The 23,297-nt window shown below is 70.4% G+C and carries 14 protein-coding genes; 7 read left to right on the forward strand and 7 right to left on the reverse strand.

Annotation, left to right across the window (positions count from 1 at the left end; genetic code table 11):
• Nucleotides 1-10 precede the first annotated feature (10 nt).
• Nucleotides 11-2,788, reverse strand: a complete 2,778-nt coding sequence (ppc, locus tag ON41_RS20535; protein ID WP_040749323.1) for a phosphoenolpyruvate carboxylase — start codon at nucleotides 2,786-2,788, stop codon at nucleotides 11-13.
• A gap of 134 nt (nucleotides 2,789-2,922) precedes the next feature.
• Here ppc and ON41_RS20540 point away from each other — a divergent pair, with 134 nt between their 5' ends.
• Nucleotides 2,923-3,486, forward strand: coding sequence for an RBBP9/YdeN family alpha/beta hydrolase (locus ON41_RS20540; protein ID WP_218003533.1), 564 nt, complete (start codon nucleotides 2,923-2,925; stop codon nucleotides 3,484-3,486).
• Between the two features lie 35 nt (nucleotides 3,487-3,521).
• On the opposite strand, the gene ON41_RS20545 is transcribed toward ON41_RS20540, so the two are convergent.
• Nucleotides 3,522-6,242 carry a bifunctional acetate--CoA ligase family protein/GNAT family N-acetyltransferase gene (locus ON41_RS20545; protein WP_040749324.1) on the reverse strand — a complete coding sequence of 907 codons (2,721 nt, stop codon included), beginning with the start codon at nucleotides 6,240-6,242 and terminating at the stop codon, nucleotides 3,522-3,524.
• Nucleotides 6,235-7,467, reverse strand: a complete 1,233-nt coding sequence (locus ON41_RS20550) for an acetoin utilization protein AcuC (protein WP_051162026.1) — start codon at nucleotides 7,465-7,467, stop codon at nucleotides 6,235-6,237. Before ON41_RS20550 ends, ON41_RS20545 begins: the two co-directional genes overlap by 8 nt.
• Before the next feature lie 250 nt (nucleotides 7,468-7,717).
• Between ON41_RS20550 and ON41_RS20555 the strand changes: the two genes are divergently transcribed.
• Entirely contained in the window at nucleotides 7,718-8,404 is a 687-nt protein-coding gene (locus ON41_RS20555; protein ID WP_040749325.1) for an iron-dependent transcriptional repressor DtxR, read from the forward strand.
• Between the two features lie 15 nt (nucleotides 8,405-8,419).
• Nucleotides 8,420-9,400 (forward strand): UDP-glucose 4-epimerase GalE, encoded by a 981-nt coding sequence (gene galE / locus ON41_RS20560; protein ID WP_040749326.1) that lies wholly within the window; start codon nucleotides 8,420-8,422, stop codon nucleotides 9,398-9,400.
• A 17-nt stretch (nucleotides 9,401-9,417) separates the two neighbouring features.
• Here galE and ON41_RS20565 read toward each other — a convergent pair whose 3' ends face one another.
• From ON41_RS20565 to ON41_RS20575, 3 genes are all read right to left on the reverse strand, one after another.
• On the reverse strand, nucleotides 9,418-10,671 hold the full coding sequence (locus ON41_RS20565) for a DUF4192 domain-containing protein (RefSeq protein WP_157185563.1): 1,254 nt from the start codon (nucleotides 10,669-10,671) through the stop codon (nucleotides 9,418-9,420).
• Nucleotides 10,672-11,038: 367 nt separating this feature from the next.
• The gene (locus tag ON41_RS20570) at nucleotides 11,039-11,971 is read right to left on the reverse strand and encodes an aldo/keto reductase (protein WP_040749327.1); all 933 of its coding nucleotides are present in this window, start codon (nucleotides 11,969-11,971) and stop codon (nucleotides 11,039-11,041) included.
• Between the two features lie 45 nt (nucleotides 11,972-12,016).
• Entirely contained in the window at nucleotides 12,017-12,745 is a 729-nt protein-coding gene (locus ON41_RS20575) for a DUF5642 family protein (protein WP_051162051.1), read from the reverse strand.
• Nucleotides 12,746-13,026: 281 nt separating this feature from the next.
• Here ON41_RS20575 and ON41_RS20580 point away from each other — a divergent pair, with 281 nt between their 5' ends.
• The 4 genes from ON41_RS20580 to speD all read left to right on the forward strand — a co-directional run bounded on the left by ON41_RS20580 (nucleotide 13,027) and on the right by speD (nucleotide 19,060).
• On the forward strand, nucleotides 13,027-13,980 hold the full coding sequence (locus ON41_RS20580; RefSeq protein ID WP_040749373.1) for a PAC2 family protein: 954 nt from the start codon (nucleotides 13,027-13,029) through the stop codon (nucleotides 13,978-13,980).
• A gap of 54 nt (nucleotides 13,981-14,034) precedes the next feature.
• Complete coding sequence (locus ON41_RS20585) at nucleotides 14,035-16,542, forward strand: DEAD/DEAH box helicase (protein ID WP_040749328.1); 2,508 nt, start codon at nucleotides 14,035-14,037, stop codon at nucleotides 16,540-16,542.
• A gap of 161 nt (nucleotides 16,543-16,703) precedes the next feature.
• Nucleotides 16,704-17,837 carry a type III PLP-dependent enzyme gene (locus ON41_RS20590; protein ID WP_221332779.1) on the forward strand — a complete coding sequence of 378 codons (1,134 nt, stop codon included), beginning with the start codon at nucleotides 16,704-16,706 and terminating at the stop codon, nucleotides 17,835-17,837.
• Nucleotides 17,838-17,845: 8 nt separating this feature from the next.
• Nucleotides 17,846-19,060, forward strand: coding sequence for an adenosylmethionine decarboxylase (gene speD, locus ON41_RS20595; protein WP_040749329.1), 1,215 nt, complete (start codon nucleotides 17,846-17,848; stop codon nucleotides 19,058-19,060).
• 339 nt (nucleotides 19,061-19,399) lie between these two features.
• Here the strand turns inward: speD and ON41_RS20600 are convergent, their stop codons facing one another.
• A complete protein-coding gene (locus tag ON41_RS20600; RefSeq protein ID WP_040749375.1) occupies nucleotides 19,400-22,870 on the reverse strand; it encodes an indolepyruvate ferredoxin oxidoreductase family protein in 3,471 nt (1,156 codons plus the stop codon).
• Nucleotides 22,871-23,297 lie beyond the last annotated feature (427 nt).

Consider the following 23,297-nt stretch of genomic DNA (forward strand, 5'->3'; position numbering starts at 1 on the left):
GTCCTCCGGGCTAGCCGGAGTTCCGCAGGGCGGTGGCCAGGCCGTTCATCGTGAGCAGGATGCCGCGTTCGACGAGTTCCGAGTCGTCTCCGGCGCGGCGGCGGCGAAGCAGGTCGACCTGCATCTGGTTGAGGGGTTCGAGGTAGGGGAAGCGGTTGCGGATGGATTCGGCGAGGGCGGGGTTGTCGGCGAGGAGCTGATCACTGCCGGTGACGGCGGCGTGCATGCGAGCCGTGCGGTCGAATTCCTCGCGGATCATGCCGAAGATGGTGTCGCGCAGGGCCGTATCCTCGACCAGCTCGGCATAGCTGGCGGCGATGTCCATGTCGGCCTTGGCCATGACCTGCGCCAGATTCGACATGACCGTGCGGAAGAACGGCCAGCGGCGATAGAGGTCCGACAGCCGCGCCACACGCTCCGGATCTCCGCCCACCCACTGCTCGATGGCCGAGCCCGTGCCGTACCAGCCGGGCAGCATCACCCGCGACTGGCTCCACGCCATCACCCAGGGGATCGCGCGCAGGTCGCTGACGGAGTTCGTCGGCTTGCGCGAGGCCGGGCGGCTGCCGAGATTCAGATCGGCGACCTCGGCGATCGGGGTGGAGGCGCGGAAGTAGTCCACGAATCCGGGGGTGTCGTGCACCAGCCGCGCGTAGGACTGCCGGGCCAGCTCGGCCAGTTCGTCGAACAGGTCGTAGGCCGGTTCGGCGGCGGCGCCCAGGCCCTCCACGTCCAGGAGCGTCGATTCCAGGGTGCCCGCGACGAGGGCCTCCAGGTTGCGGTGCGCCGTCCCCCGCTCGGCGTATTTGGTGGAGATGACCTCACCCTGTTCGGTCAGGCGCAGCGAACCGCGGACCGCGCCGGCGGGCTGGGCGAGGATGGCGTCGTAGCTGCGCCCGCCGCCGCGACCGACCGTGCCGCCGCGACCGTGGAACAGCCGCAACCGGATTCCGGTCTTGCGGGCCGCCTCCACCAGATCCAGTTCCGCGCGGTAGAGCGCCCAGTTGGCGGCCAGGTAGCCGCCGTCCTTGTTCGAGTCGGAGTAGCCGAGCATGACCTCCTGCTGCATGCCGCGCGCGGCGACCAGCCGGTGGTAGGCGGGCACCTGGAGGGCCGCGACCAGCGTCTCGGCGCCCTGCCGCAGGTCATCGATGGTCTCGAACAGTGGCACGACGCCCGCCGGGCTGCTCGGCGCGGTATCCGCGTCGCCCGGATCGAGGATGCCGGACTCCTTCAGCAGCAGCGCGGCCTCCAGCACATCGCTGACGGAGGTGCACATGCTGATGATGTAGTTGGGCACCGTATCGGGACCCAGATCGTCCAGGGCGGCCTTCGCGGCGGCGAGCACGCCGAGTTCCCGGGCGGCCAGATCGCTCAGCCGCGCGGTCGGGCCGAGCAGCGGGCGGCGGGTGTCGAGTTCGGCGGCCAGCAGTTCGACGCGCTGCGCCTCGGGCAGGCTCGCGTAGTCGGAATGCACTCCGGCCCAGGCGAACAGCTCCGCGACGACCGTCTCGTGCACCTCCGAGTTCTGCCGCATGTCCAGGCCCTGCAGATGAAAGCCGAAGGTCTCGACCGCGCCGCGCAGTCCCGCGAGGCGATCGTCGGCGAGCAGCCCGTCGCCGGAGGCCCGCATCGAGGCGTCGAGGACGTCGAGATCGTCCAGCAGTTCCCGTGGGGAGTCGTAAGGGCGCGGCTCCGGCGTCGTCGCGCGACCACCGATCCCCTCGCCCGGGACCTCGCCCAGCGCGCGCTCCGCGGTCGCCGTCAGGCGCGCCCGGATACCGCGGACGGCGCGGCGGTAGGGTTCGTCGGCGCGTTGCGGGGAGTCGTCGAACCCGGCATCGGCGAGTTCGGCCAGCTCAGGCGTGACGGGCACCAGCCGCGCCGACTGCGACAGCGACTTCTCCAGCCCGACAAGCTCTTTCAGGTAGTGGCCGAGTGCGATGGAACCCGCGCGGTGGGTGGCGCGGCGCACCACCTCGCCGGTCACGTTCGGGTTGCCGTCACGGTCGCCGCCGATCCAGGATCCGGGACGCAGAATGGGCCGGGCCAGCAGGTCGTGGCCGGGCCAGCGGGTGCGTAGCGCGGCGCGCACGTCGGCGTTGATGCGCGGGATGACCTCGAGCAGGGTCAGATCGTAGTAACGCAGTCCGACCTCGATCTCGTCCTGAATCCGCAAGCGCGCCAACCGGATCAGCGCCGTCCGCCACAGCGTGAGGATCTGGCGGCGCAGCCCGGTGTCGATCTCGGCGTACTCCGGTTCCGCCTCGGTGTAGCGCTGCCGCTGCCGCATCAGTTCGGTGATACGGGACTGGACGTCGAAGACGGTGCGGCGGCGCGTCTCGGTGGGATGGGCGGTGATCACCGGCGAGACCAGCGCGTCGCCCAGCAGGTCGGCGACCGCCGCCCCGTCCGGGCGGGCCGCGTCGAGCTTGCGATAGGTGGCGGCCAGGCTCGACTCCTGCGGCGGCTCCCCCGCGGTCACGTGCACCGCGCGGCGGCGGTCGCGCTGCAGGTCCTCCGAGAGGTTGGCCAGCAGCAGGAAGTGGCTGAACGCGCGGATCAGCGGGATTCCCACCCAAATGTCGATGTCGCGCAACATATCCGCGACGGCGCTGCGCTCCACCTCCGACCGGCGCACCCGGAACGCCTCCACCCGGACCCGTTCGATGAGGTCGAACACCTCGGGGCCCTCGTGGTCGCGGATCGTCTCGCCCAGGATCGCGCCCAGGAACCGGATGTCGTCCCGCAGCGGCGCGGTGGCAGCTTCGATCTGATCTTCGCGCATAGGGCCAGTATCGACCATCGCGGCACGGTCGCCACGGTGGCGCCGGTCACGCCGGGATGCCGCGGCGGGCCGCTGTGGACGTCGCCACCGGCCAGGCGCGGAATAGGGCGTCACGGTCGCCGGGTTGCGCAGGCGTGCGTATCTTCATCGTTCACGGCTATTCGGCCGACGTCACCTCCCACTGGTTCCCCTGGCTGGCCCGGCAGCTCGGCGAGCGCGGACACCAGGCCCGCGTGGTGGATCTGCCCACCCCGGACACGCCGGTCCGGGAGGAGTGGGAGTCCCGGCTCGCCGCCGAGATCGGCGCCGTCGACCCGGACACCGTGCTCGTCACGCACAGCCTCGGCACCATCACCGCCCTGCGATTCCTGACCGGACTCGCCCCGCAGTGGCGACTCGGCGGCCTGGTCGCGGTCTCGGGATTCCTCGGCGCGCTGCCCGCGATTCCGGATCTCGACGACTACCTCGCCGACACCCCCGAGGTCGCGGCGGTGGTCCCGCACATCGCCACCCGCACCATGATCCATTCCGACAACGACGAAATCGTCCCACCCGAGGCCTCGCGCGCACTCGCCGCCGACCTCGACGCCGAACTCCTCGAAATCCCCGGCGCCGGCCACTTCCTCGGCGACGAGGGCTTCACCGAGCTGCCCGCGGTACTAGCAGCCGTCGAGAAGATCGCGCACGCGCGCGGGTAGCTGACCGCCGTCGTTCCGGTGGGCCGCTCATCTGCTCAGGCCAGGCGGCGGGGGCCCACGTCGAAGCGGCTCGGTTCGGGGCCGATGCGGACGCGGGCGTAGAGGATGGCCGCGCCCTGCGGTGAGGCCAGGACCGGTTCCACGGAGAGTTCGCGGATCTCGGGCAGATCGTCGCAGAGCGCTGAAATGCGTTGCGCGAGTTCGGAAAGCGCGCGCTTGTCGACGGGCTCGCCGATCGTCTTGCCCGGGACACCGGTCCCGCCGTCCAGCAGCGGCGCGGCGCGGGGCGCGTCGATGAGCGCCACCGATTCGGATTCGGTCAGCGGCAGCGCGCGGTAGACCCGGTCGCCGAGCAGGTCGATGATGGTGCCGGACAGGCCGAAGCTGATCACCGAGCCGAACGACGGATCGTCCTGCACGCGCAGAACACACCCCACGCCCTTGGTGGCCATTCGCTGGATGTGCACCACCTCGTCGCCGGACACCTCGGCCAGGTCGGTGTAGCCGCGGCGCACCGCCGAGGGCCGCCACAGATCCAGGCGCACGCCCGTCAGATCGGGCCGGTTGCGCCACAGCTCGCCGGTCGCCTTCGCCGCCACCGGATAGCCCAGTTCCGTGGCCGCCCGCTCCGCCGCGTCCTCGTCGCGCACCTCCCGGAACTCCACCACTCGAATGCCGTAGCAGCCCAGCAGGTCGACCGCCTCGAGATCGCCCAGCCAGCCGCCCTCGGGCGCGCGGGACATCCACTCCCCCACCAGATCTCGCGCCCGCTCGGTATCCAGCCCGGCGGGCCGGACGATGGCCGAGACCGGCCGCGTGCGCCAGTCGGCGTAGCGGCGCACCCGCGCCAGCGCCCGCGCCGCCCGTTCCGGATCCGGATAGGACGGGATCGACCCGCGCTCCACCGTGCCGCCGGTGCCGCGCACCGCCAGCAGATTCGGCATGCCGTGATCGGCGACGAAGGTCGTGAGCACCGGTTTCGTCCCCGTCTGGGCGCCGGCGCGGATCGCCTCCGCGAACGCCGCCACCGAGACCGGGACCGGCGGCGCGAAGATCACGATCACCGCGTCGACCTCCGGCGAATCCATCGCCGCCGCCACGGCGGTCAGGAAATCGGCCGGAGCGGCCTGCGGCCCCAGATCGGCCGGCGCGGTCACCACCAGCCCCTCGCCGCGGGCCGCGTCGACCGCGAGCCAGCCGAGCGCGGCACTGTTGCCGACGACCGCCAGCCGCGGCCCGCCCGGCAGCGGCTGATACGCCAGCAGCATGGCGCAGTCGAACAGTTCGGAGATCGTATCGACCTGCACGATCCCGGCCTGGGCGAACAGATCGCGCTCCACCGACCGTTCCAGCGCGCTCACCGGGATCGTGCGCGTGGCGTTGCGGCCGCTGCTGACCACGACGATGGGCTTGGTGTGGGCCACCCGCCGCGCGATGCGGGAGAATTTGCGCGGGTTGCCGAAGGTCTCCAGATACAGCAGCACCACATCGGTATCGGGATCGGTGTCCCAGTACTGGAGCAGGTCGTTACCGGAGACGTCGGCGCGGTTACCGGCCGACACGAACGTCGACAACCCCAGCTTGCGCGCGGCGGCCTCGCCGAGAATCGCCGCACCCAACGGGCCGGACTGACAGAAGAATCCGACCCGCCCGCGCCCGGGGAGCACGGTGGCCAGCGTGGCGTTGAGCGAGACCGCCGGATCGGTGTTGGCGACGCCGAGCGCACTCGGACCCACCACCCGCATGCCGTGCCCGCGCACCGCGTCGACCAGCTCCCGTTCGGCGGCGAACCCGGCCGGGCCCGTCTCCGAGAATCCGGCGGTGAGCACCACCAGGCCCTTGACGCCCTTGGCCATACAGTCGTCGAGGACCGGCGGGATCTCGGCGGCCGGCACCGCCACCACGGCCAGGTCCACCTCGTCGGGGATGTCGCGGACGGTGGCGTAGGCGCGGACCCCGCGCACCGAACGACGATTCGGGTTGACCGGGTACACCGGCCCCTGGAACACACCCGACAGCAGGTTGGCCAGTACCGCGCCGCCGACCCGCCCGCCCGACGGCGTCGCCCCGATGACCGCCACCGATCCCGGGCTCAGGAGATTGCCGACGCTGCGCGCCTCGGACGCGCGCTCGCGCGAATCGCGCACCGACAGCAGCGCTTCGGTCGGGTCGATCGCGAACTCGAGGTGCAGCACCGAACCGTCGCGGCTGCGCTGCACCTGATAGCCGGCGTCGCGGAACACCGTCACCATCGCGTTGTTCTCGGCCAGCACCTCGGCGACGAAGGTGTCGATGGCGTTCTCGGCGGCCGCGCCCGCCAGGTGCTCCAGCAGGATCGAGCCCAGCCCGCGGCCCTGATGCTCGTCGGCCACCACGAACGCCACCTCGGCCGCGCGCGGTCCCTCCCGGTCCGACAGCAGTTCGTAGCGGCCGACGGCCAGGATCGTCTGGTCCAGCACGATCACCAGTCCGACGCGGTCGTGGTAGTCGACATGGGTGGTGCGGTACAGATCCTTCGGCGTCATGCGCGGGTACGGCCCGAAATAGCGCAGGTAGCGGGTGCGATCGGACAGCCCGGCGTGGAAGCGCTGCAGCGCCTCGGCGTCGTCGGGGGTGATCGGGCGCAGGCGCACGACGCCGCCGTCGGAGGCGAGGACGTCGGCGAACCAGTGCTGGGGCGGCGGGGGCGGGTCCTGCGGTGTGTCGGGCCCCCACTCCGTGCCGCCCGGCGGGGGCGGCGTGCCGGATTCAGTCACGGGGATCCTCCGGGTCCAGGCCCAGCAGCCCGAAAGCCGCTCGGCGAGTGGCCAATACGGCCGTGTCGACCGCGCGCTGCGCCCGGTCGATCCGGTCGTCTCCGGTCTCGTAGGTGCCGCCCGGGCCGTCCCAGCGCAGATAGGCGGTATCGCCGCCGTCGCCCATGGTGTGCGGCGGCCGGACCACCGGCGCGTACGCGAGGACCTCTTCGCGCCAGTCGCCGGGCGTCGGCGCGCCCGGATCGATATCGCGGTCCAGGGCGGTCGCGAGCAGATGCGTCCACGCCCGCGGCACCACCCGGACCAGGCCGTATCCACCCCCGCCGACGGCGAGCCAGCGTCCCTCGGCGTAGCGGTCGGCGAGATCGCGCAGCGCGCGGAACGCGGCCCGCTGGCCGTCCACGGTCAGGTCCAGATCCGCCAGCGGGTCCTCGCGGTGCGTGTCGACCCCGCACTGGCTGATCAGGATCTGCGGCCGGAACGCCGCCAGCGCGCCCGGCACGACCGCGTGGAAACCACGCAGCCACTGCGCGTCCCGGGTGCCCGGCAGCAGCGCCAGATTGAGCGCGGTGCCCTCGGCGGCGCCGGAACCGGTCTCCTCCGGCCAGCCGGTATTGGGCCACAGCGTGGCCGGATGCTGATGGATCGAGACGGTCAGCACCCGCGGATCGTCGTAGAACGCGCGCTGCACCCCGTCGCCGTGATGGACGTCGACGTCGACATAGGCGATGCGGTCGAAGCCGTGATCCAGCAGCCACGAGATGGCCACGGCGACATCGTTGTAGATGCAGAAGCCCGCGGCCGCGGCGGGCATCGCGTGATGCATGCCGCCGCCGATGCTCACCGCGCGCCGGGTGCGCCCCGCCGCGATCTCCCCGGCCGCGGCCAGGGTGCCGCCGACGACCACCGACGCCGCCTCGTGCATGCGCGGGAAGACCGGATTGTCGGCCGAACCCAGCCCGAACGGCGGCGCCACGGCCGGATGCACTCCGGCTGCCGCCGGTTCGGCGTGCCGGACGGCCTCCAGGTAGGCGGGCGTGTGGACGCGCAGCAGGTCCGCGTCGCCGGCCGGATCGGGGGCGAGGGTCTCGACGCCCTCCAGCAGTCCCAGACCGCGGGCCAGCGCCATCGTGAAGCGCAGGCGGGCGGGCCTCATCGGGTGTTCCGGCGTCCAGCTGTAGTCCAGGAACCGGTCGGTCCACACGACGGTGGCGTCGCTTGCCATGGTTGCCACGCTAATGCACGCCCGTCCCCGGTCGGCGGCCGTGCGGGCCCGGCGCGAGCGCCGGGAAGCAGCGAGCCCACTTTGTCGTTGGAATGCAGTAGAAATGCAGGTGTGTGGACGCGCGCAAAGGCGGGCGCGCACCGAGGGCGCGCCCGGCGTCCTCCGAGTCTGCGCGGGACGAGCCAAATATGCTGACGCGCGGGATCGCAGCCGCGCGCAGGTAGAATTCGTGCCGACGAAGGGGAAACAGGTGAAGGATCTGGTGGACAGCACGGAGATGTATCTCCGTACCATCTACGACCTCGAGGAGGAGGGCGTCACGCCGCTGCGCGCGCGTATCGCCGAACGCCTCGAGCAGAGCGGCCCGACGGTCAGTCAGACGGTCGCCCGGATGGAGCGCGACGGCCTGCTGACCGTCGCCGGCGATCGTCACCTCGAGCTGACCGACAAGGGCCGTGCCATGGCCGTCGCGGTGATGCGCAAGCACCGGCTCGCCGAGCGGCTGCTGGTCGACGTCATCGGGCTGGACTGGCAGAACGTGCACGCCGAGGCCTGCCGGTGGGAGCACGTGATGAGCGAGGACGTCGAGCGCCGCCTCGTCGAGGTCCTCAACAACCCCACCACCTCCCCGTACGGCAACCCGATCCCCGGCCTCGACGAACTGGGCGTGCTGCCGCAGTCCGACGCGGACGAGAAGCTGATCCGGCTGTCCGAACTGCCCGGCAACCAGGTCTCCGCGGTGGTGGTGCGGCGGCTGTCCGAGCACATCCAGACCGATCCCGACATCATCGGCCAGCTGCGGCGGGCGGGTGTGGTGCCCGACGCGCGCGTGACGGTGGAGACCAAGCCGGGTGTGGTGATCATCTCGGTGCCCGGGCACGAGGGTTTCGAACTGTCCGACGAGATGGCGCACGCCGTCCAGGTGAAATTGGTCTGAGGAATGATCTGAGGCATGAAACTTCTGGTGACGGGTGGCGCCGGCTATGTCGGCGGGGTGTGTGCGCAGGTCCTGATCGAGGAGGGCCACGACGTGCTCGTGGTCGACGATCTGTCCACGGGTAATGCGGACGGGGTGCCCAGCGGCGCCAAATTCGTCGACGGCGATATCGCGACCGTCGGCGTGGAGCTGATCGAATCCGAGAACTTCGACGGCGTGCTGCACTTCGCCGCGCAGTCGCTGGTCGGCGAGTCGGTACAGCAGCCGGAGAAGTACTGGCACGGCAATGTCGTGAAGACGCTCGCGCTGCTGGAGGCGATGCGCCGCGCCGGAACTCCGCGGCTGGTGTTCTCCTCGACGGCGGCGGTGTACGGCGAGCCGGAACAGGTGCCGATCACCGAGGACGCCCCGGCCCGGCCGACCAACCCGTACGGCGCGTCGAAGCTGGCCATCGACCACGCCATCACCTCCTACGCGGCGGCGCACGGCTTGGCGGCGACCAGCCTGCGCTATTTCAACGTGGCCGGCGCCTACGGCGGGCTCGGCGAGAACCGGGTCGTGGAAACGCATCTCATCCCCTTGGTGCTGCACACCGCGCTGCGCCACCGGGAATCGATCTCGGTCTTCGGCACCGACTACGCGACTCCCGACGGCACGGCGATCCGCGACTACATCCACATCCGCGACCTGGCACAGGCGCATCTGCTGGCGCTGGCCGATTCGCGGCCGGGCGAGCACCGCATCTTCAACCTGGGCAGCGGCACCGGTTTCTCGGTGCGCCAGGTGATCTCGGCCTGCGAGCGGGTGACGGGCCGCACCATCCCGGCGGTGGATTCGCCTCGCCGCCCGGGTGATCCGGCCGTGCTCATCGCCTCCAGCGAGCGCGCCGTCGCCGAACTGGGCTGGAATCCCCAGCACAACGATCTCGACGAGATCGTCTCGGACGCATGGGATTTCCTGCAGTCGCTGGGTGATCGGGCGCACAGCGCGCGCTAGCGGCGCCCCGCCGGTGCTCACGATTCCGGCCGCCTGTCGGGAGGCAGTTCCACGCCCAGCGCGGCGGCCTTGGCTCGCCCGCTGACCGCGAGCTTGCGCACCTCGCGAGGCGGCATTCCGGTACGCAGCGCGGTGTCGAGCAGGACGGCGACGGTGTGCTGCGGGTCGGCGTCCAGCGCGGCGTCCAAAGCCACTCCGGCGAAGGGCCCGTCGCCGTTGGCGTAGGCGCTGTAACCGAGCAGGGTGGCGGCCTCCGCGCGGTCGGATCCGGTGAGGCCGCGGCACAGCAGCGACCACAGCACCTCGGCCGGGACCACCTGCTCCCCCAGCGCCAGCGCGAACATGGCGTCGCGCACCGCCGGATCACGCAGGGCCACGGCCACTTCCGCGAGATCGCGCGCCGCGGCCCGGCCGCCGGAGTCGAGGACGGTCACCTTTCCCAGGACCAGGTCCAGCGCCGCACGACTGTAGATGCCCGGCTCGCCCCGGCACACGGCCTGCCGGTATCGGTCGGCGGCCGCCGCGGTCACGCGTTCCAGGTCGCTCGCCACCTCCGCGCACAGGTCCGGATCGGTGCCGACCACATCGGTCATCTCCTCGCGGGAGGCCCGGATCGGGCGGCCGTCGAGGACGTGCGCCACGGCGATCGGCGAGGTCGCCGGATCGAGTTGCGCGCCGGTGCATTCGAGATCGAGCAGGCTCCACCAGGGCGCGCCGTCGGCGATCTCGCGCACGGCCCACGCCTCGGCCACCTCGACCCCCACGGCATCCAGCGCGCCGTCGAGGATCCGGAGCAGATCGCGAAGCCGGGCGGTACGCGCGCCCGGACGCCCGGCGCAGGGCGGCCCCGCTCGATCATCCACCAGCAGCACGAGCACTCCGGCCGCCTTCTCCTGCGCGCAGAGCCCGGCCAGCTGCCGGGCTACCCGCAGCCACGCACCGCAGCCCGGGATATCCAGATCGTGACGCGCCACGGCCCCGAGGACCACCGCATCGGACCGGCCGGGCACCTCCTGCAACATGCACGCCACCAGCGAGCGGTGCGGTACGAAGCCGAGCAGAGCCGGAACGGCCGCGATGAACTCACCCGGCTCCCCGACCCGCAGGGGCAGATCGGCCCACGGCGGGGTGTGCGAACGACGCGCCGGATCTGGTTGTGCGCGTGGCGAATTCACACACGGTCCGGATCCGGTGTGTGACCGGGCGGGCTGCGGCTCGCCGCCGGGGCCTGAGTCGTTGTCGGTGGGTGCGGGTTCCGCGGGACTCGTCATGCCGCACAGCGTGCTCCCCAGCCTCACCACCGACTCCGCCGCGACCTGGGCTTTCACCTCCCCGAAAATTAGTCTGGGGATAACTCTCCGCCTGTGGATCACCCCAGCGGCCGGCTCACCTCACCCCCCGTTTTCCGGCATGCTTTTGGCCGGAATCCACAGGCGGCGCGGTAGATCCCGGCCAAAAGCGTGCCGGGAAAGAGGAGGGGTCACCCACGGGAATGAGGACGGGCACGCACGCGGACAAGTACAGGCACGCACGGGGGATGAGGACAGGGCGCGCAGGGAGGGCGGTACGGGCACGCACGGAAATTGAGAGGGGCGCGCAGCACTAATGAGGGCCGTGAGGCCCTCATGTCGGCACGGGTCAGTTCGAGGCGGTGGTGAGGGCGGACAGTTCCTCGTCGGAGAGGCGGAGGGTGCCTACGGGGAGGAGGTCGGCCAGTTGTTCGGGGGTGCGGGCGCTGGCGATGGGGGCGGCGACGGTGGGCTGGGCGGCGAGCCAGGCCAGGGATACCGCGGCCACCGGGACGCCGTGGGCGGCGGCGACGCGGTCGAGGGTGTCGAGGACCCGCACGCCGCGCTCGTCGAGGTAGGCCGCCGCGCCCTTGGCACGGGGGCTGTCCACCGCGCTGCCCGGCCGGTATTTGCCGGTCAGGAAGCCCTTGGCGAGCGCGTAGTACGGCACGGTCGCGAGGTTCTCCGCACTCGCGAACGGCAGCACGTCCCGCTCGAACCCGGCGCGCTCGACCAGGTTGTAGTGCGGCTGGATGGCGGCGTAGCGGGCCAGGCCCTCCCGGTCGGCGAAGGCCAGCGACGCCCGGATGCGGTCGGTGGACATATTCGAGACGGCCACGTACCGCACCTTGCCGGCCCGCACCAGCTCGTCGTAGGCGGCGACGGTCTCCTCGACCGGCGTCTCCGGATCGTCGTAGTGCGCGTAGTACAGGTCGATGTAGTCGGTCCCGAGGCGCCGCAGCGACGCGTCCACCGCACCGTGGATCGCCTTGGCGGACAGGCCCTCGAAGGGCGCGAGCCGGCCGTTCTTGGTGGCGATCACCACATCGCCGCGATTCCCGCGCTCGGCCAGCCACTCGCCGAGAACCGTCTCCGATTCACCCCCGCTGTTCCCGGGCACCCAGGCCGAGTACACGTCCGCGGTATCGATGAAGTTCCCCCCGGCCGCGGCATAGGCGTCCAGCACCGCGAAGGAACCCGCCCGGTCGGCCGTCCAGCCGAACACGTTGCCACCGAGGCACAGGGGGAAAACATCCAGGTCGGTCGTACCAAGTTTCGCCATGATCCCGAACGTACTCCGGCGAAAGCGAACTGCCCGGTACGCCTTTCATCCTTTCCGGACATTCGCGACTGTGGCGTCGAACACATGGTCCAGGGCCGTCGTATCCGGCGCCCCGTCACCGAAGCTCATATACGTCACCGTGATCCGGACGTCGCCGATCTGGGCCACGAGCGTCCGCATCGATTGCGTCAGCCCCGGACCGCCCACCGGCCCGGAGACCGTCCGGCGCAGCGCCAAGGCATCGTCGGCATCGATCGGCGGCGGCGGATCGAGCTGCGTGACAACGGCATTGGCGAGCGGACCGCGCTGCACGCGCACGGTGTCGCATCGCCGCACCTGATCCCGCAACCCGGACAGCGGCTGATCGGTCCGCGCCAGCTCGACGGTGAGGGTGGCGCGCGCGCCGTCGTCGGTCCCCACCACGACCGCGGTCCGGTCGGTGTCGAACCGCGGCGTCGACGGCGCGCAGTCCTGCGGATCGGCCCGCGCGCCCGGCGGCACACCCACCAGATCGGCGGCGGCCCGGCGGGCTTGATCCGCCGGCAGCACCACCGCGGCATAGCTCGCGGGGAAACGGTCCTGACCGGGCAGCAGGGCCGGCAGCGGCGTGCCGACGTGGCGCGTGATCGAAGTCTGACGCTCGGCGACCGGATGCCCCGCGACCGTCGCGCCGCACCCCGCGAGGACCCCCGCCACCAGCACCGCGACCAGTGCCCGCGCGGCGGCGCGGGCGTCGAGACGCGGCCGCGGGCCAGGCGAGTCCGGCACGATCACGTAATTCACTATGCCGAACGCCCGCCGTTCGCCGGAAATCGCCACGCCGGGGTACCGGGCGGGAATGCGCGTAGCCTCCGGTCGGTTGTTCGATGGAGCGGCGCACCCCGCCCGGCGCGACCTCCGAAGTAGATGAGAGACAATGAAGGTGGTTCGCGACATCACATCCGCCGCCGGTTGTGACGACGAGCCCCGGCGACGCCCACGTAACGACGAATTTCGCCGGGCACGTCGGCCCCGGCGCCGCGGAGGCGGGCGGGCCACGCAGGAAGGAGTACGCGATGGACTACGAGTCGCGAATGTACGAGCTGGAGTTCCCCGCTCCGCAGCTGTCGTCCGCCGACGGCGCTGGTCCGGTGCTGGTACACGGTTTGGAAGGCTTCACCGACGCCGGTCACGCGGTACGCCTGGCCACCACGCATCTGCGCGAGAGCCTGGAGTCGGAGCTGGTCGCCTCGTTCGACGTGGACGAGCTGCTCGACTACCGGTCCCGGCGACCGCTCATGACGTTCAAGACCGATCATTTCTCCGATTACGCCGATCCGGAGCTGAATCTGTGGGCGCTGCGCGATACCGCGGGCACCCCCTTCCTGCTGCTGGCGGGGCTGGAGCCGGATCTGCGGTGGGAGAAATTCGTCACGGCCACGCGGTTGCTGGCCGAACAGCTGGGCGTGCGCCGCACCATCGGGCTGTCCGCCATCCCGATGGCGAGCCCGCACACCCGCCCGCTCGGCATCACGGCGCACGCCAGCGACCGCGACCTGATCGGTGAGCATCAGCGCTGGCCGGGTGAGCTACAGGTGCCGGGCAGCGCGTCGTCGCTGCTGGAGTACCGGATGGCGCAGCACGGCCACGAGTCGATCGGCTTCTCGGTGCATGTGCCGCACTACCTGGCGCAGACCGCTTACCCGGAGGCCGCGCAGACGCTGCTGGAGAGCGTCGCGGAGAACGCCGAGCTGGAGCTGCCGCTGGCGGCGCTGAGTGAGGCCGCGGCGCGCGTACGCGAGCAGCTCAACGAGCAGATCGCCGGAAACACCGAGGTCGAGACGGTGGTGAGCGCGCTGGAGCGGCAGTACGACAGCTTCGTCACCGCGCAGGAGCGCCAGGCCAGCCTGCTGGCCGGCGAGGCCGACCTCCCGACCGGCGACGAGCTGGGCGCGGAATTCGAGCGCTTCCTCGCCGAGCAGTCCGGATTCGGCGACGGCGAGAACCCCGAGGGCGGCGAACTGCGGTAGCCGTACGGTCACGGTTTGCGGTGGGGCCCGCCCCTGCCGGTAACGTTGCCGCACGTGCAGCTGTCCGACCTCATCCCCGACCGTGTCGTGCCCGACGTGGATGCGGACTGGCTGTACGAGTCCTTCGCCGACTGGACCCTCGAACAGGGCCTGACGCTGTACCCGGCGCAGGAGGAGGCGCTGCTGGAGCTGATGACCGGCGCCAACGTCATCCTCGCCACCCCTACTGGGTCGGGGAAGTCGATGGTGGCGGTGGGCGCGCACTTCGCCGCCCTCAACCGCGGTCAGCGCTCCTACTACACCGCTCCGATCAAGGCGCTGGTCAGCGAGAAGTTCTTCGCGCTGTGCGAGGTGTTCGGCGCCGACCGGGTCGGCATGGTGACCGGCGACGCGGCGGTGAACCCGACCGCGCCGATCATCTGCGCGACCGCGGAGATCCTGGCCAATCTGGCGCTGCGCGAGGGCGCCGCCGCCGATGTCGGCCAGGTCGTAATGGACGAATTCCACTTCTACTCCGATCCGGACCGTGGCTGGGCCTGGCAGGTGCCGCTGCTGGAACTGCCGAAGGCGCAGTTCCTGCTGATGTCGGCGACGCTCGGCGAGGTCGACTTCTTCGCCCGCGATCTCGAGCGCCGCACCGGACGCTCCACCGCCATCGTGGCGGGAGCGGAACGCCCTGTGCCCCTGACGTTTTCGTACCGGCGCACACCGATCACCGAAACGCTGGAGGAACTGGTCACCACCAACCAGTCCCCGGTGTACGTCGTGCATTTCACCCAGGCCGCCGCCCTGGAACGCGCGCAGGCGCTGACCAGCGTCAACTTCGCCAGTAAGGCGCAGAAGGACGCCATCGCCGAGGCGATCGGGTCGTTCCGCTTCTCCAGCGGCTTCGGCAAGACGCTGTCGCGGCTGATCCGGCACGGCATCGGCGTCCATCACGCCGGCATGCTCCCCAAGTACCGCCGCCTGGTCGAACGTCTGGCGCAGGAGGGCCTGCTGCAGGTCGTCTGCGGCACCGACACCCTCGGCGTCGGCATCAACGTGCCGATCCGCACGGTGCTACTCACGGGGCTCACCAAATTCGACGGCACCCGCACCCGCCGCCTCAAGGCCCGCGAATTCCATCAGATCTCCGGGCGGGCCGGCCGCGCCGGATACGACACCACCGGCACGGTCGTGGTGGAGGCGCCGGAGCACGAGATCGAGAACGCGCGCCTGCTCGCCAAGGCCGGCGACGACCCGAAGAAGCAGCGCAAGGTGCAGCGGCGCAAGCCGCCGGAGGGTTTCGTGTCCTGGTCCGAGGAGACCTTCGACCGCCTGGTGTCCGCCGCGCCCGAACCGATGGTCTCGCGGTTCCGGGTCACCAATTCCCTGCTGCTCAACGTGATCGCGCGCCCGGGCAACTGTTTCGACTCGATGCGGCACCTGCTCGAGGACAATCACGAGCCGCGCGCCGCGCAGCGTAAACATATCCTCAAAACCATCCGGTTGTATCGCGCGCTGCGGGACGCCGGAGTGGTCCAGCAACTGGACGAACCGGACGAATTCGGCCGCCGCGCACGGCTCACCGTCGATCTGCAGCGCGACTTCGCCCTCGATCAGCCGCTGTCGCCGTTCGCGCTGGCAGCGCTGGAGCTACTTGACACCGGCTCGCCGACCTACACACTGGATGTAGTGTCCATCATCGAGTCCACGCTGGAGGACCCGCGCCAGCTGCTGCTCGCCCAGCAGCACAAGGCGCGCGGCGCCGCGATCGCGGAGATGAAGGCCGACGGCATCGAATACGACGAGCGCATGGAGCTCATCGAGGACATCACCTGGCCCAAACCCCTCGTCGAACTGATCGAACCGGCCTTCGAAACCTATCGCGCCGGACACCCGTGGGTCTCGGAGTTCAGCCCGGCGCCGAAGTCCGTGGTGCGCGAGATGATCGAGCGCGCACTGACTTTCGCCGAACTCGTCAGCGAGTACGAGCTGGCCCGCTCGGAGGGCATGGTGCTGCGGTACCTGGCCGACGCCTACCGCGCGCTGCGCCGCACCGTCCCCGAATCCGCGCGCACCGAGGAACTCGAGGATCTCACCGAATGGCTGGGTGAGCTGGTGCGCCAAGTGGATTCGAGCCTGCTCGACGAATGGGAGCAGCTCACCGATCCGGGCGCGGAGACCGATGCCGAGCAGGTGGCGTTCGGCGCGGAGACCATCCGCCCCATCTCGGCCAACGAGCGCGCCTTCCGGGTGCTGGTCCGCAACGCCGTATTCCGGCGCGTCGAGATGGCCGCGCTGCATCGCTGGCAGGCGCTGGACGACCTCGGTGACGGCCCGGACTGGGAGGCCGATCTCGCGCCCTATTTCGCGGAGTACGGCGAGATCGGCACCGGGCCGAACGCGCGCGGTCCGCGGCTGTTCCAGGTCGAGCAGCGGCCCGGTTTCTGGCACGTGCGCCAGGTCCTGGACGACCCGGCCGGCGACCACGGCTGGTCGGTCGACGCGATCGTCGACCTGGCCGAATCCGACGCCGCCGGTGAGGTGGTGTTCGACGAGGTCACGGTGACGGCGGGATGACCGGCGCGCGATCGGCCCCGCGGTTCCGAAGACCCGCCACCTCCCGCACCCAGTGATCAAGACGACGTAAATCCGGTTCGTTTTTCGCGGCGTCCCGCTGATACTCTCGCGTCCGCTGCCCGCAGCGGGAGGCTGCCCAGAAGAAAGAGAGTTCCCTTAGATTGTTCGGTCCAAACGCGCCCGAGTCGCCCTATCTCGTCATCGACCTCGCCCGGGTGCGCGAGAACTACCGTGCCCTCCGGTCCGCCCTCAGCGGGCTGGGAGATCGGCACGAAGCGCGAATCCGATTCGCGGTCAAGGCTTCTCCGATGCCGGAGATCATCCGGCTGCTGGCCGCCGAGGGCGCGGAATTCGACGTCGCCAGTATCGGTGAGATCGAGCAGTGCCTGAGCCTCGGCGTCGATCCGGCCCGTCTCTGCTACGGCAATCCCCTCAAGAAGGCGAGCCAGATCGCCGCCGCCCATGCCGCCGGGGTGCGCCGGTTCGCCTTCGACACCGAGGACGATCTGGACCGCATCGCCGAATGCGCCCCGGGCGCGGAGGTCGAATGCCGCTTCCTGGCCTCGGCGCCGCAGTCGCAGACCCCCTTCGGCGCGAAGTTCGGCTGCGCCCCCGGCGAGGCGGTGCGGCTGCTGGTGCGCGCCCGCGACCTGGGCTTACGGCCGGTGGGCCCGTACTTCCACGTGGGCTCGCAACAGCTCGACCCGGTCGCCTGGCAGATCGGCATCGAGCAGGCCGGCGCCATCGCGGAAGCGTTGGCGGTCAAGGACATTCCGGTGGGATCGGTGAATATCGGTGGCGGACTGCCGATTCCGTACGCCACCCCGGCGCCGGAACTGTCCTATCTGGGCGCGGTGATCGCCGAGGCGACCGCGCGCCATCTCCCGGAGCACGCCGATCTGGTGGTGGAACCCGGCCGCGCCCTGGTGGGCAACGCCGGGGTGATCCACGCCGAGGTCGTGAACGTGCGCATCGCGCCGGACGGGCGGCGCTGGGTATACCTCGATGTCGGCCGCTACAACGGCATGGCCGAGACCGAGAACGAGTACATCGCCTACCGGATCGAGACCTCGCGCGACGGTGACCCCTGCGACGAGGCGGTGATAGCCGGTCCGACCTGCGACGGAGACGATGTACTGTATCAACGCACACGGGTCCTCCTTCCGACCACGTTGCGAGCCGGTGATCCCGTTCGGATCCTCGATACCGGCGCTTATACGGCGAGCTATTCGTCGGTGTCCTTCAACGGTTTTCCGCCTTTGACTGTCCATGTCATCGGCGCTGAGCGAGAGTGAGTTTGCCCATGACGGCAGAATTCACCGGCTGGCACGTGCTGGCCGAGTTCGGTGGTGTCGACGTAGCCCTCTGCGACGATCTCGAACGCCTCGAAGCAGCGCTTCGAAAATCGTTGGTCGCCGCGGGCGTGACGATCTGCGATGTCGTGCACAAGAAGTTCGAGCCGATGGGCGTCACGGTGCTGGCGCTGCTGTCGGAGTCGCACGCGTCGATCCACACCTACCCGGAGTCGGGTGACATCTTCGTCGACGTGTTCACCTGCGGCAGTATCGGCGCGGGCGCCACCGAGGCGGTCGATCTGCTGGCGGCGGAGCTGTCGCCCGAGACCGTGCACACCGAGGTCATCCAGCGCGGGCATGCCGCGCGGCGGATCCACGAGCCGGTGGGCGCGGGCCTGACCCGCATCTGGGATCTGTCGGAGGTTCTGGTCGACACCCGAACTCCGTTCCAGCACATGGTGATCGCGCGGACCGAGCAGGGCATCTCGCTGTTCTCCGACGACGACCGCCAGTCCACCGAGTTCTCTCAGCTGACCTATCACGAGGCGATGCTGGTCCCGGCGTACGCGCTGGCGGCGAAGCTCGACAACGTGCTGATCGTCGGATCCGGCGAGGGCGTCGCCAGCCAGATGTCGGTGGCGGCGGGCGCGTCTCGCGTCGACCATGTCGATATCGATCAGCTCGAGGTCGAGCTGTGCGCGCGGCATCTGCCCTATGGCTACACCGAGGCCGATCTGGCCGAGGCGGTCGCCGGCACGGGCCCGATCCGGATGCACTATGCCGACGGCTGGGACTTCCTCGCCGAGGCCGAGCGGGAGGGTGTGCGCTACGACGTCATCGTGATCGACCTGCCCGACGAGCGGGTCGAGGACGCGCAGCACAACCGCCTCTACGAGGAGGAGTTCCTCACCCGATGTCGGGCGTTGCTGTCCGACGGCGGCGTGCTCGCGGCCCAGGCTGGCTGTGCGACCATGTGGCGCAACGAAACCCTGAAGCGGTCGTTCCAGCGTTTCCACGATCTGTTCGACACCGTGGTGCCCTACGGCTCCGACGAGCACGAGTGGACGTTCCTGTTCGGCGTCGCGCAGCCGATCGCCGACCCGGTCGCGGCCATGACGGACCGTCTCCCCCGGCTCCCCTACCGCGCCGAGACCATCGACGAGCGGGCCCTGGTCCGCGGCGCCGTCGAACCGCACGCCCTGCGGACCGTCGCCACCGTCTGACCCACCCGAAACGCCCGCCCGGATGAGTTGTCCGGGCGGGCGTTTTCACCCTTCACGCACCCCGTTCAAGCCCCCGCACCCGGTGTGGCGTCATGCAACGGGTACGAGGACATGGACGGGGTGCGTGAACGATGCGCACCGGCGTGCCGCTTCTCGCCCCCTCCTTTCCGCCGCGCGGTCTTCCCTTTCCGGCACGCACCCTTCTTTTTCCGGCTTTTTCCGGCACGCACGCTCCCTTCTTTTTCCGGCACGCTTTTGGCCGGAATCCCCTGGTGGAGAGTTTCCGGCCAAGAGCGTGCCGGAAACAAGGTGCTGACGGAAGGTGGCGGGAAGAAGGGACTACGGGAGAGCCGGTGGTTCGATTCCGATCTCTCGCAGGCGGTTTCGGTAGATCTCGACGTTGGCGAGTTTGATGTCCTCGTAGCCGCGGACCACATCGTGGAGTGCGGCCGCCTCGACGGCGCGGTCGTAGTCGGTGGCGAGGGTGTCGGCGAGCGTGGTGATCATCTCGGTGTAGTGGGCGAGGAGGGCGCGTTCGACCTTGCGGACGTGGGCGTGGCCGAAGGGGTCGAAGACGGTGCCGCGCAGGCGCTTTCCCTTGGCGAGCAGCCGCAGGGCCACGTGGCTGCGGGGGCCGAGGCCGATCTTCTTGCGGCGGCCCAGCGCCCGCAGCACCGGCGGGTGCAGGCGGTAGGTGAGGTTGGCGCCGTCGGGCACCTGCGCCGCGACCTCCGCGAGGAAGGCCGGATCGACCAGGCGGCGGGCCACCTCGTACTCGTCCTTGTACGCGGTGAACTTGTACAGCCCCCGCGCCGCCTGCTCGCTGAATTCGGTGCGGTCGGTGACCCGCCGCTGTGCCTGCCAGACGCGCTCCATCGTCCGCGCGTAGTCACGGGCGACCCGCACGCCCTGGAATCCGATCAGCTCCGCGGCGCGGATCTCGATCAGGCGGCGGGTCTCCCCGGTGGCCGCCAGCTCGTCGAAAAGATCTGCGGGGATATCGATGTCGGCGCGGCGCGAGGGTGCGGAGGACGTGGCGGCGGCGAACTCGTCGGGCTTGGCCACAGCCGCGCGTCCCCACCGGAAGGCCGCGACATTCGCCGCGACCGCGACGCCGTTGATCTCGATGGCCTCCTCGATCGCCGACGCGGGCAACCGCAGCGCGCCCAGCTGATAGGCAGCGCCCACCAGCAGGAAGTTGGCGGCGGCGGTATTCCCGAAGAGTTTCTCGGCGGCGGCGAGCGCGTCGAACGAGCGCACCGTGCGCGACACCCGCTCCAACCGGGACAGCAGCGATGCGGTGTCCGGATACTCGATCGTCTTGTCGTACACCATCTCTCCGGTCGGCGTCCGGCTGGTCGAGGCCACCGACAGCGTGGTCTCGGCGGATCCGTAACCCAGATTCTTGGCGTCCGCGGCGGCCAGCAGATCGAAGGCGACGATGCAGTCCGCGGAGCCGGGCGTGAGCCGGTTCGAGGGTTCCAGCGCGCCCGGGGCGAACCGCAGATGCGACACCACCGGCCCCGCCTTCTGACTCAGGCCGATCTGATCGAGGCTCGCCACGTCGTATCCGGCGCGCAGGGCGGCGGTCGCCAGCACCTGGTTGACGGTGACGATGCCGGTGCCGCCGATACCGGCGAGGAAGACGTTCTGCGTGGCGTCCGGTACGGCGATGTCGAGGTCGTCCAGCTCGGGCGGTTCCGGCCGAGTAGGCGTGCGCCGCTTGGCTTCCGCCGCATCCGGCAGCTCCACGGTCACAAACGACGGGCAGTCCCCGTCCAGGCAGCTGTAGTCGGTATTGCAGGAGGTCTGGTCGATGCGGGTCTTCCGGCCGAATTCGGTGTCGACCGGCTGCACGGACAGGCAGTTGCTCTTCACACCGCAGTCGCCGCAGCCCTCGCACACCGCCTCGTTGACGACGACGCGGGTGCGCCGGACCGGCAGGGTGCCGCGCTTGCGCTGCCGGCGCGCGTCGGCCGCGCAGTGCTGGTCGTAGATCAGGACCGTCACGCCGGGGACTTCGCGCAGGAGGCGCTGGGCCTCGTCGAGCCGGTCCCGATGCCACAGCAGCGTTCCGGGCGCGAGGTCGCGACGGCGGTACTTCTTCGGCTCGTCGGCGCAGACGATGATCCGGTTGACGCCCTCGACGGTCAGTTTGTGCGTCAGCCGCGGTACCGCCAGCGCGCCTTCCGCATCCTGCGCACCGGTCATGGCGACCACATCGTTGTAGAGCAGTTTGAAGGTGATGTTCACCCCGGCGGCCACACACGCCTGCACGGCCAGCTGCCCGGAGTGGAAATACGTTCCGTCGCCGATGTTCTGGAACAGGTGCGGCACGTCGGTGAACGGGGCCTGCCCGATCCACTGCGCGCCCTCGCCACCCATCTGGGTCAGGCCGGTGACCTGGCTGTCGGTGCGGCCCGACATCGTCACCATGGTGTGGCAGCCGATCCCGCCGCCCGCGAGCGAGCCCTCGGGCACGGCCGTGGACCGGTTGTGCGGGCAGCCGCTACAGAAGTAGGCCGCGCGCTGCGCGGGGAGGACCGACAGGGAGAGCGGCTGCGGCAGTGGGCGTTTCATGTCGAGATGCCCGTCGAGGGCCCGGCGCAGCGGCTTGGCGATCCGGCCGGCGGTCAGCTCGCCGTCCTGGTCGAACAGCGGCCGCCCCGCGGCGTCGCGCTTGCCGATGATTTCCGGCGCGGACGGCGTGCCGTAGAGAATGTCGCGCAGCTGGGTCTCGAGGAACGCCGTCTTGTCCTCGACCACGACGATGCGCGACAACCCCTCGGCGAACGCCCGGACCGGTTCGGGGGCGACCGGATACGGCATGCCGATGCGCAGCAGCCGGATTCCGGCACGGTACAGCGCGTCGTCGTCGACACCGAGGTCGACGAGGGCTTGGCGGACCGCGTCGAAGGTGGTTCCGGTGGCGGCGATGCCGACGGTCGCCCGCGGCGGATTCACCTCGACCACATCCAGCCGGTTGCGAGTGCTGTAGGCCTTCACCATCTCCCAGCGCGGACCGTACAGATCGGCCTCGGCAAGCACGCTGTCGGCAGGCGCCGCCATCGGCCGCTGCCGGTAGGCGAACGGCTTTCCCTCCCACTCGATCTCGGGGACGACGGTATCGATATCGCCGACCAGTCCGTCGACGGTCCAGGCGCCGTCGGCCACATCCGCGACGATCTTCAACGCCACCAGGCAGCCCGACGCCCGCGACAGCGCCACCCCGTGCAGCCCCATCGTGATGATCTCGGAGGCATTGCGCGGGAACAGCACCGGAATGTTCAGCGCCGCCAGCGACCGCTCCGACACCGCGGGCACGGTCGAGGACTTCGACGCCGGATCGTCGCCGACGAGTAGCAGCACGCCGCCGTGCGCGCTCGCGCCGTACATATTCGCGTGCCGCAACGTATCGGTCGACCGGTCCAGGCCGGGACCCTTGCCGTACCAGACCCCCACCACGCCGTCGTGCGTCGCGGTCGCGCCGGGCAACTGCCCCTGGCTGCCCCACACCGAGGTGGCGGCCAGCTCCTCGTTCAGTCCCGGGACGAAACGGATGTCGTGCTCCGCCAGCACGTCCGGCATGCCGCCCAGCATCCGGTCCACTCCGCCCAACGGCGAACCCTGATATCCGGAGACGAACGTCCCGACCCGCCGCCCGGCCCGCAGATCGCGCACGTGCTGCTCGACCAGCTGCCGCGCGATCGCCTGCACGCCGGTCAGGACGACGGTTCCGGCGCCGACACGATAGCGGTCGGCGAGGTCGTACGGTGTCGAGATCAGTTCGCGGTCGGCAAGCTCGGTCATCAGGTCCACCCGTCCCTAGTTGAGCATTCTTCCCCGCCATCCTGTCTCCGGAGCGCTGAATGAACAACCGATAGATTCCAAGTTGAGCAATCTGCGAAATTTCGCCCGACCCGAATGGGCACCAGCTATGCAGGGTGCGGTACGCGCTGTGACCCCGACCACCCAGCCCCCAATCCCGACCGGGTGCACACGACCCACTCACCCCGCACCGACACCCCCTCGCATGGCACACGCCCACTCAGCGCCGCATCCCACCGCCTCGCCGGGCGCACTCCCGCTCCCCCCGCACGCCACGGCCCCGCCAGGCGCACACCCGATCACCCCCGCACCCCACCGCCTCGCCTGGCGCACGCCCACTCACCCCGCACACCACCATCCCGCCGGGCGCACACCCGATCATCCCCGCACGCCACTGCCTCGCCGGGCA

Source organism: Nocardia transvalensis NBRC 15921, from assembly GCF_000308875.1.
In the GTDB taxonomy this organism is placed as follows: Bacteria; Actinomycetota; Actinomycetes; order Mycobacteriales; family Mycobacteriaceae; genus Nocardia; species Nocardia transvalensis.

Coding starts and splice junctions, on each gene's coding strand:
- ppc (WP_040749323.1), bottom strand. CDS start 2,788: ATGCGCGAAGATCAGATCGAAGCTGCCACCGCGCCGCTGCGGGACGAC.
- ON41_RS20550 (WP_051162026.1), bottom strand. CDS start 7,467: ATGGCAAGCGACGCCACCGTCGTGTGGACCGACCGGTTCCTGGACTAC.
- galE (WP_040749326.1), top strand. CDS start 8,420: ATGAAACTTCTGGTGACGGGTGGCGCCGGCTATGTCGGCGGGGTGTGT.
- ON41_RS20565 (WP_157185563.1), bottom strand. CDS start 10,671: ATGACGAGTCCCGCGGAACCCGCACCCACCGACAACGACTCAGGCCCC.
- ON41_RS20570 (WP_040749327.1), bottom strand. CDS start 11,971: ATGGCGAAACTTGGTACGACCGACCTGGATGTTTTCCCCCTGTGCCTC.
- ON41_RS20580 (WP_040749373.1), top strand. CDS start 13,027: ATGGACTACGAGTCGCGAATGTACGAGCTGGAGTTCCCCGCTCCGCAG.
- speD (WP_040749329.1), top strand. CDS start 17,846: ATGACGGCAGAATTCACCGGCTGGCACGTGCTGGCCGAGTTCGGTGGT.
- ON41_RS20600 (WP_040749375.1), bottom strand. CDS start 22,870: ATGACCGAGCTTGCCGACCGCGAACTGATCTCGACACCGTACGACCTC.